This window comes from Psychromonas aquimarina ATCC BAA-1526 (assembly GCF_000428725.1).
Lineage (GTDB): Bacteria > Pseudomonadota > Gammaproteobacteria > Enterobacterales > Psychromonadaceae > Psychromonas > Psychromonas aquimarina.
In genome coordinates this window covers 1-9,682 of the sequence record NZ_AUAM01000069.1, presented here as the reverse complement: position 1 = coordinate 9,682, position 9,682 = coordinate 1, and the positions used below count along the sequence as shown (strand labels likewise).

At 41.7% G+C, this 9,682-nt stretch carries 5 protein-coding genes; 3 read left to right on the top strand and 2 right to left on the bottom strand.

The annotated features are described in order from the left end of the window. Positions 1-162 precede the first annotated feature (162 nt). Both gap and G337_RS0117805 read right to left on the bottom strand, forming a co-directional pair. On the bottom strand, positions 163-1,155 hold the full coding sequence (gap, locus tag G337_RS0117810) for a type I glyceraldehyde-3-phosphate dehydrogenase (RefSeq protein ID WP_028865089.1): 993 nt from the start codon (positions 1,153-1,155) through the stop codon (positions 163-165). A 409-nt stretch (positions 1,156-1,564) separates the two neighbouring features. Further along, the gene (locus G337_RS0117805; protein WP_028865088.1) at positions 1,565-2,458 is read right to left on the bottom strand and encodes a D-hexose-6-phosphate mutarotase; all 894 of its coding nucleotides are present in this window, start codon (positions 2,456-2,458) and stop codon (positions 1,565-1,567) included. A gap of 341 nt (positions 2,459-2,799) precedes the next feature. On the opposite strand from G337_RS0117805, the gene malQ reads away from it, so the two are divergent. The 3 genes from malQ (at position 2,800) to glgX (ending at position 9,545) form a co-directional block, all read left to right on the top strand. Beyond that, a complete protein-coding gene (malQ, locus tag G337_RS0117800; protein ID WP_084605474.1) occupies positions 2,800-4,989 on the top strand; it encodes a 4-alpha-glucanotransferase in 2,190 nt (729 codons plus the stop codon). A 248-nt stretch (positions 4,990-5,237) separates the two neighbouring features. Beyond that, on the top strand, positions 5,238-7,436 hold the full coding sequence (glgB, locus tag G337_RS0117795; RefSeq protein WP_425414441.1) for a 1,4-alpha-glucan branching protein GlgB: 2,199 nt from the start codon (positions 5,238-5,240) through the stop codon (positions 7,434-7,436). A 3-nt stretch (positions 7,437-7,439) separates the two neighbouring features. Continuing rightward, entirely contained in the window at positions 7,440-9,545 is a 2,106-nt protein-coding gene (glgX, locus tag G337_RS0117790) for a glycogen debranching protein GlgX (RefSeq protein ID WP_028865085.1), read from the top strand. Positions 9,546-9,682 lie beyond the last annotated feature (137 nt).

Genomic DNA, 9,682 nt, shown 5'->3' with positions numbered 1-9,682 from the left:
AGAGATAAGAGCGATTAGGTCAAGAACTTTGTTTGAGTAACTGGATTAGTTGTTGTACTAAGGTACAGAATTAAACTGCAAGAATTTGTTTTGACAAATTTAAAGTACAAAAAAGCCCGTACCGAAGCACAGGCTTAAAACAAATTTTGACTAAGTCAGTTCTTATTTAGAGATAAGAGCGATTAGGTCAAGAACTTTGTTTGAGTAACCGATTTCGTTGTCGTACCAAGATACAACTTTAACGAATTTGTCAGTTAGAGAAAGACCAGCTTTAGCATCAAATACTGAAGTCTGAACTTCACCGATGAAGTCTTGAGAAACTACAGCATCTTCAGTGTAACCTAGAACGCCAGCCATTTCATTTTCAGAAGCACGCTTCATTTCAGCACAGATTTCTTCGTATGTAGCAGCAGTTTTAAGGTTAACAGTTAAGTCAACAACAGAAACGTTAGCAGTTGGTACACGGAAAGCCATACCAGTTAGAAGACCGTTAAGCGCAGGGATTACTTTACCTACAGCTTTAGCAGCACCAGTTGAAGACGGGATGATGTTTTGAGAAGCACCACGACCACCGCGCCAGTCTTTAGCAGAAGGACCGTCAACAGTTTTTTGAGTTGCAGTAGTTGCGTGAACTGTAGTCATAAGGCCAGATTCGATACCGAATTTGTCGTTAAGAACTTTAGCCATTGGTGCTAGACAGTTAGTAGTACAAGAAGCGTTAGAAACGATATCTTGACCAGCGTACTCAGAGAAGTTTACGCCGTTAACGAACATTGGAACGTCACCAGAAGGACCAGTTAGAACAACTTTTTTAGCGCCAGCTTCGATATGTTTACGAGCTGTTTCGTCAGTTAGGAAGAAACCAGTTGCTTCAGCAACTACTTCAACGCCAGCTTCATCCCATTTAAGATCTGCAGGGTTACGCTCAGCAGTAACACGGATAGTAGTACCGTTTACGATTAGGTTACCTTCTTTAACTTCAACAGTACCGTTGAAACGACCGTGAGTTGAATCATATTTAAGCATGTAAGCCATGTATTCAACGTCGATTAAGTCATTGATTGCAACAACTTCTACATCAGCACGCTCACATGCTGCACGGAATACGAAACGGCCGATACGACCGAAGCCGTTAATACCTACTTTAATTGTCATTTTTTAGATCCTTTTGGATGGTTTGATTTTAAAACTGTCATCATTATAAGTCTCAATAACACCTAAGACTTGATGCTGGTCAAGTTATTCGCTCTGAAAACACCATTTTTCTTATTAAATTATTCTTTTAGAAAGAAAATTAAACAAATAGTGCTTTTATTAAGCAACTGACACTGTAATTAAATTACGCGCTTATATTAAGGGCAATTACACAGAAAATAAAGTAAAACCCAAGTTTTCCTGTTAATTGGCGCTTTTTTGTAGATGAATTGATTAGCTTTGTTCGTTTCTGTAATTGTCTGATCATATAAATGAAGAGGAAAAAACGACAAAGCACGTTGCTGCGCATAAAAGGAAGATTATTATGTGAAATCTTCCTAACTCTTTCTGTAATAAATATACCAAATAGTTATTTAATTAGCGTGCTCAGCGTATGAGACTGCCCCGGTGCAACAGTAATACCTTGTTTAGCGGTTACTGCTGATTCGATACAGAACATTGTCTGGTAGCCGTTATCGGGCATATCTGCAAAAGCCGCCGCGCCGTCAACCCATGGTGTCCAAAGTACCTCAGAATCATTACCTGAATTCTGCATAATAAGCTGGCGATTGAACTGTTTATCATCAAGTAATACTGAAAGCGGGGCTTTCTTATAAATCGAGTCAATAGGGCTGTTGATCAGCAGACTGCCGTCACCTGTTGTAACTTCGCTGTTTTTTAATGAATCAGAGAATGTTTCATTTAATCCGGAAACTCTGCATGATTCCGGAGAGCTGATATTTAAATAAGTGTGCAGGGCGCCGCGGTAACTGAAGGACTTATCGCCGGTATTTCTGCTGACCAGTTCCAGTTTAAGCTCTGAAGTCAGACTCGCTTTTAAAACTAATTCAAATTCAAACGGCCAAAGTTCACGGGTTGCCGCACTGTCTTTAAGTACAAATTCAAGCTCAACACCCTGTTCGGATTCTTTGATATCCGCAACAGACCACTTGCTGGTACGGGCAAAACCATGTGAAGGTAAATTATCGCCTAATGCTTCACCGGCGGCTCCAAACCATGGCCAGCAGATCGGTACACCGCCGCGGATTGCTTTTTGATCATTATATACAGCCGTTTTACTCAGCCAGATAAGCGGTTCCTGTCCCTTTAATTGAAAATGTATTAAATGTCCACCATGAAGTGCAAATGCGGCATTAAGCTTTTGATGTTCGATAATTAGGAATTCATAACCGCTTGAATCGGTCTGCAGGCTGACGGAATCAGATAATGTACTCTTCTGTTCTAAAAAAAGGTGAGAAATCATGGATAAAGTCCCTATGTAAAGAATTGTAACAATGGGTTAGGCGACGCTCTTTTTGCTTGAATATGAGTATTTAGCAATTTTAAAAGGGCCGATTGCGACGTAAACTACGTGAAAAAATGCGGGAATCAAATACTTCTAAGCATTTATTGCGATAAATCATGAAATAAATTGATATTTCACAGGCTTATCAGTTTGTACTATGTAATGATAATGAATTTACATCACATCAAATTATGATATAAATCATATGAATGATATTGTGCAGTTCATTTGATAGTTAAGCTTACTTAAACAACACGGCATTGTAAGATGCTGTATGAATAAAAATTAATAGGTGTTATATGTCTCGTTCTACTTTAGATATGTTTATGGAATTAAAAGGAATTGATCCGAATTTTGTTGATGCATGGGGGAATCCGGCAAAAGTCTCCGATGAGAATATACGAAATATAATCGGAAAAATGGGATACGACGCTTCTGATGACTCGCTTCTACATGCTCATTATCTTGAAAAAGAAAAGGAGCACTGGTTATCTGCATTACCACCTGTTTCTGTCTGTCAGAAAAACACGTCTTACACGTTTGATGTTCGCCTGCCTATCGACTCTGCCTCTGACTCTTTGATTTATAAAATCACCCTGGAAGATAAAAGTGAAATTAAGCAGACAATCTGTGCAACGGGTTTTCCTTTAACAGCAGTGAAAGAGATTTCAGATGTTGAGTTTCATTGTTATCAGGTTGAAATGACCGTTGATCTGCCGATCGGTTACCATTCTTTATCTGTTTATGACAATGGAATTGATGAAGCTTTAGCAACCATGTCGTTAATTATTACACCTTCACGTTGTTATATGCCCGAGCCTATTGAGCAAGGCGAAAAAATCTGGGGCGCAAGTATCCAGTTATATTGTGTTAAAAGTGAAGTTAACTGGGGTATTGGTGATTTCAGCGATCTGAAAACATTACTGGTTAAAACCAAAGAAAACGGTGGTGATTTTATCGGTTTAAATCCGATTCATGCTTTATCACCGTCTCAGCCGGGTAATGCAAGCCCGTATAGCCCTTCATCAAGAAAATGGCTGAATATTTTATATACAGATATTACTGCGGTTAATGAATTTGAGCGTAATAAAGTTTTACAGGACAAAATCGGCAGCGCTGAGTTCCAGCAGGAACTGACTGTAATACGTGATACTCAGTGGGTTGATTACGAACATGTAACCTCATTAAAACTGTCTGTATTAAGAGAGCTTTATGCAACACTGAATGACGGTAGTGCAGAAAGCAAAAAACGTCTGACAGCATTTAACCAGTATGTTGAAGAAAAAGGCGAATCATTAATGCAGCAGGCTGGTTATGATGCATTACAGTTCCACTTTTTGGCATTAGACGCGAATTCATGGGGCTGGCCTGTCTGGCCTGAAGAGTTCCAGGCATTCCAAAGCGAAGCGTCACAAAACTGGATTAAAGAGAATATTCAGGAAGTATTATTCTGGTGCTACACCCAGTGGGTCTCTGAATTACAGTTAGAAGAAGCTGACCAGTTAGCAAAATCACTGGGTATGACTCTGGGTATCTACCGTGATTTAGCTGTAGGTGTAGGTATCAGCAGCTCTGAAATCTGGGCGAACCATTCTCTTTACTGCGAGCATATCAGTGTCGGTGCGCCGCCTGATATCTTGGGTCCTCTAGGTCAAAGCTGGGGTCTTCCTCCGATTGCACCGGATCAGCTGCAGGAAACTGCATACCAGCCGTTTATTGAGTTATTACAGTCTAATATGAGTCACTGTGGTGCGCTGCGTATCGATCATGTAATGGCTTTACTGCGTTTATGGTGGGTGCCGGATAATGCAAGTGCAGAGAAAGGTGCATACATCTACTACCAGGTTGAAGATATGCTTAATTTATTAGCGCTGGAAAGTGTGCGCAATGAATGTCTGGTAATTGGTGAAGATCTTGGTACTGTACCTGAAGGTATTGATGTTCTACTGAAAGATGCCGGTGTTTACTCGTACAAAGTGTACTTCTTTGAAACGGCTGAAGACGGCGGCTTTATCTCTCCGGAGCATTACGCACCGCAGGCGATGGCGACGCTTTCTACACATGATATGCCGACCATTAAAGGTTTCTGGCATTGTGAAGATCTGCATCTGGGACGTGAATTAGGTTTATACCCGAAACAAGATGTTTACGAGAGTCTGTTAGATGACCGTCTGGTTTGTAAACAGCAGATTCTGAACAGCCTGCACGGCCACGGCAGTCTGCCGGATGAATATGTGCGTGATGCGCAGGTTTCGGGCATGGATCAGACCTTAAACTTTGGTCTGCAGAAACACTTAGCAAGAGGAGAGTCGGCATTATTAAGTCTGCAGCTGGAAGATTTTCTTGAGATGGAGCATCCGGTTAATGTACCGGGAACAAGTGATGAATACCGCAACTGGCAGCGTAAACTGTCACAAAATATTGAACAGTTATTCTGCAATGAAGAAGTGAAAAAACATCTTGCTGAATTAACTCAGGCGCGTAAATAATAAAACATAGTCTAAATCTGAAATTAATATTGGATCCAAAAATTATGAATACTGAAGTAAAAAACGCAGAAAAAAAAGAAACCAAGAAAGCGGTGAAAAAGCCGGCGAAAAAAGCGTCTGTAAAAAAAGCGCCGGTTAAGAAAGCGCCAGTAAAAAAAGCACCTGTTAAAAAAGCGGCAGCGAAGAAGGCAGTAAAAAAAGCGCCTCTAAACGTCGTAAAAAAACAAGAGTCTTTACATACTGAACATATTTCTATGATTTCATTATTGAAAGAAGCGAAACTGGATAATCCTTTTGAACGTTTAGGTTTATTAGCCAACCCGGACGGTAAAGGTTTTATTTTACGTGCCTGGCTGCCTGAAGCTGATGCCGTTGAAGTTTATGCTTTAGGTGATGAAAAACCACTGACATCATTGACTAAAGTTGATGATGCCGGATTATTTGAAATTACTTTAGCTGATAAGACGGAAAAGTTTACTTACGAGCTTAAGGCTTTTTATAAAGGTACAGATCATCGTTTTGTGGACCCGTACCAGTTCCATGAGGTTGCTTTCGAGGGATTATCTACACTGCATGAAGCTCCTCAGAATGTTTACCAGACTTTAGGTGCGCAGCTTAAAACTGCAATGCTTGATGATGCTAAAATCGGCGGTGTGCGTTTTATTGTCTATGCTCCGAATGCATCAAGCGTTAGTTTAATTACTGAATTTAACCATTGGGACGGTCAGCGTCAGCCGATGCAGCGCAGCTGGTGCGGGCACTGGGTATTGTTTGTTCCTGACCTGAAAGCAGGTTGTGCATACAAGTTTGAATTAAAAGACGGTCTAGGCAACCGCCTGCCGCATAAAGCGGATCCTGTTGGTTTTCAGGCAGAGCAGTACCCGTCACATTCATCCATTGTTGTTGATCATGAAGCGTACCAGTGGAATGACCAGGAGTGGCAGGCGTCTCAAAAAGGCGACAAGCGCCACAGTGCGATGAGCATCTATGAAGTACATTTAGGTTCATGGAAACGTAAAGAGGAAGACGGTGTTGAACGTATGTTAACTTACCGTGAGTTAGCTGCTGATTTAATTCCATACCTGGTGGAGATGGGTTATACACACCTTGAAGTGATGCCTATTTCTGAATTCCCGTTTGACGGTTCGTGGGGTTACCAGCCGGTCGGCCTGTTCGCCGCAACGAGTCGTTTCGGCGATGCTGATGATCTGAAATACTTTATTGATCAGTGTCACCAGGCCGGTATCGGGGTTATTGTTGACTGGGTGCCTGCACACTTCCCGTCAGACCCGCATGGTTTAGCACGTTTTGACGGCACTCCTTTATATGAATATGAAGATCCGCGCCGCGGCTGGCATCCTGACTGGAACTCTTACATTTATGATTTCGGTCGTGACAATGTACGTCAGTTCTTAGTAGCCAGTGCATTAATCTGGTTAGATAAATTCCATGTTGACGGACTGCGTGTTGATGCTGTTGCTTCAATGCTTTACTGGGACTATTCTCGTGACGAAGGCGAGTGGGTGCCTAACGTTGACGGCGGTAATCATAACTACGAAGCAATCAGCTTATTGAAATGGTTTAATGAAGAAGTATACCGTCAGTACCCGAATGCAATGACTATTGCTGAAGAATCAACTGCGTTCGCAGGGGTTTCTAAACCGACATTCGAAGGTGGTTTAGGTTTCGGCTTCAAATGGAATATGGGCTGGATGCACGATACATTAAGTTACGCGCAGCAGGACCCTATGTACCGTAAATACCATCACCACGAAATGACCTTTGCCATGGTTTACCATTACAATGAACATTTTGTATTACCGATTTCACACGATGAAGTAGTGCACGGTAAACATTCTATGCTTGGTAAAATGCCGGGTGATGAATGGCAGGCTGCTGCAAATTTACGTGCTTATACGGGATACATGTTCGGCCATCCTGGTAAGAAACTTAACTTTATGGGGGCTGAATTTGCTCAAAGCACAGAGTGGAACCATAACACCGGACTTGACTGGCACCTGCTTGAATTTGAAAAGCATCAAGGTCAGAAACAATTAACGGCAGATCTTAACCGTCTTTACAAAAATAACCCGGCATTATTTGAAGCGGATTATGACAGCAAAGGTTTTGAATGGTTAGATCATTCTGATGGTGAAAACAGTATTCTTTCATTTGTACGAAATAATCTGAACCAGGACAAACAAATTATCTGTCTGTCAAACTTCACTCCTATTCCGCGTGACGGTTACCGCTTACAAGTGGAAGAGCTGGGTGAATATGAAGTTATTTTAAATACAGACAGTGAATATTACTGGGGCAGTAACTACGGTATGGGAGATGTGATGGGCGTATTTAATGCGCAGGAGCATCCATGGCAGGGCAAACCGTATTCATTTACGCTAAACTTACCACCATTATCAACAGTATTTTTACAGAAAAAGGGCTGATTAGTGAGCGATAAACTACTTGAGTTAGACAGTAACAACCATCCATTTTCGGCTTCTCGAGGTCAGTTTTTACCTCTTGGCGCCATTTTGGACGAGGGAGGCTGTCATTTTTCAGTTTATAGCTTAGGTGCGTATCGCGTAGAGTTATGCTTATTTAGTGAATGTGAAAAACTAATTGCCAGCTATGCCCTTGAAGTGAAACAGGGGCATATGTGGAGCATTTATATTAAGGAGGTAAAAGCCGGACAGTTATACGGTTATCGTGTGTTCGGTGATTACCGCCCTGAAAAAGGACTGTTGTTCAACAAAAATAATCTGCTGATTGATCCCTATGCCAAAAAGCTTAACCGTGTACAGCATGGTTTTGCACAGGCACAGAGTGATCGAGAAGATTATCAGGTTGTTAAATCAGTTGTAGTTGATGATAACTTTGACTGGAAAGGCGTAAAGAAACCTGAAATAGCAGATCATGACAGGATCCTTTACGAAGTACATGTTAAAGGTTTCAGTCAGCTGAATAAAAAAATTCCGCTGGAAAATCGCGGTAAATTCCTCGGTTTGTCACATCCGGAAAGCATAAAGCATTATAAAAAACTCGGCATGACCAGTCTGCAGATCATGCCGGTTTTCAGCTTTATGAGTGAAGCTCATTTAAAAGATCTGGGGTTAACTAATTACTGGGGCTATAACCCGATTAATTTCTTTTCTCCTGATAATCGTTATGCTCAGTATGATGCTGTCAATGAATTCAAAACCATGGTGCGGGAGCTTCATGAAGCAGATATTGAAGTCATTTTAGATGTGGTTTACAACCATACAGCGGAGTCTGGTGAGGACGGTTTGATTCTCAGCTTAAAAGGTTTTGATAACCGCAATTATTATACTTATGAAAAAGACAGACAGGGCAGAGGTTACCATTATTCAAACTACAGTAATCATTCAGGCTGCGGTAATACGGTAAATCTTGACTCAACATGGACGTTAAAATTAGTGCTTGATTCTCTACGTTACTGGGTAACGGAGATGCAGGTTGACGGTTTCCGGTTTGATCTGGCAGTGACGCTGGCAAGAGAGCACCATGGTTTTAACAGCCAGAGTGCATTTTTTAAAGCGTTATTACAGGATCCGGTTTTAAGCCGGGTTAAGCTGATTGCAGAGCCGTGGGATATCGGTCCCGGCGGTTATCATCTGGGCGGTTTCCCCAGTGACTGGTTAGAATGTAATGACCGCTACCGGGATACACTGCGTTCATTCTGGCGCGGCGATACAGGTAATGTTGCTGAGGTTGCAACCCGCCTGCTGGGCTCCCGTGATGTATTTGCTAAACGCTATCGCTCGAATTCCAGCAGTGTTAATTATATCTGTTACCATGACGGTTTTACCTTAGATGATCTGGTTTCATTTGAACATCGTCATAATTCCAAGAACGGTGAAGAAAATCGTGACGGTCACGGGCATAATTTATCAGCCAACAACGGCGTGGAAGGTAAGACCAGTAATCCGCGTATCAATCAGCGTCGTCAGCAGCAGAAACGCAATTTGATTACCAGCCTTTTATTATCCCAGGGAACACCGCATTTTTTAGCTGGTGATGAAATGGGTAATAATCAGTCGGGTAATAATAATGCCTACTGCCAGGACAATAAAATCAGCTGGTTAAAGTGGAATATAAGCGAAGCGGATCAAAGCCTGCTTAAATTTACCAGTGAAATTATCAAGCTGCGTAATGAATCGCGTCTGTTTGGTAATCTGGCTTTAAGTGATGACAGCATTATCGGTCATGAGAACAGTGATCAGGTTAAATGGTATCACCCCGACGGTTACCTGATGGATGATGATGACTGGCATGCATCAAATTCACAGGCGCTTGCAGTTGAACTGCATGAAACCGCTGAGGGGGGAGAACGCTGGTTTTTAATTCTGAATGCATCAAGCTATCAGATCTGCTGTACTTTACCGCTGTTAGATACCGGTTTGGTATGGAAGGTGAAGGTTAATACAGCCTGCTTAACCGGTGAGTTAACTGAAAAACGCAAAAGCATTAAAAAGACGATTCAGATCAGTGCTCGTTCGTTAATGCTGTTAAAATGTGTACGTCATTTAACTTAATGCTGACAGCTGTATATCATAAAAAAAGCCTCAATTGAGGCTTTTTTTAGGCTATGTCTTAGTTAGCTGTTGCGACACTCGTCCAACAGCCTCAAATAAACAAATCTCAGGTGTTATTTCCGTACGATAACGTTCTA

Bases quoted from the DNA above. Each gene is read 5' to 3' on its own strand.
- G337_RS0117805 (WP_028865088.1), bottom strand. From the start codon at position 2,458: ATGATTTCTCACCTTTTTTTAGAACAGAAGAGTACATTATCTGATTCC.
- gap (WP_028865089.1), bottom strand. From the start codon at position 1,155: ATGACAATTAAAGTAGGTATTAACGGCTTCGGTCGTATCGGCCGTTTC.
- malQ (WP_084605474.1), top strand. From the start codon at position 2,800: ATGTCTCGTTCTACTTTAGATATGTTTATGGAATTAAAAGGAATTGAT.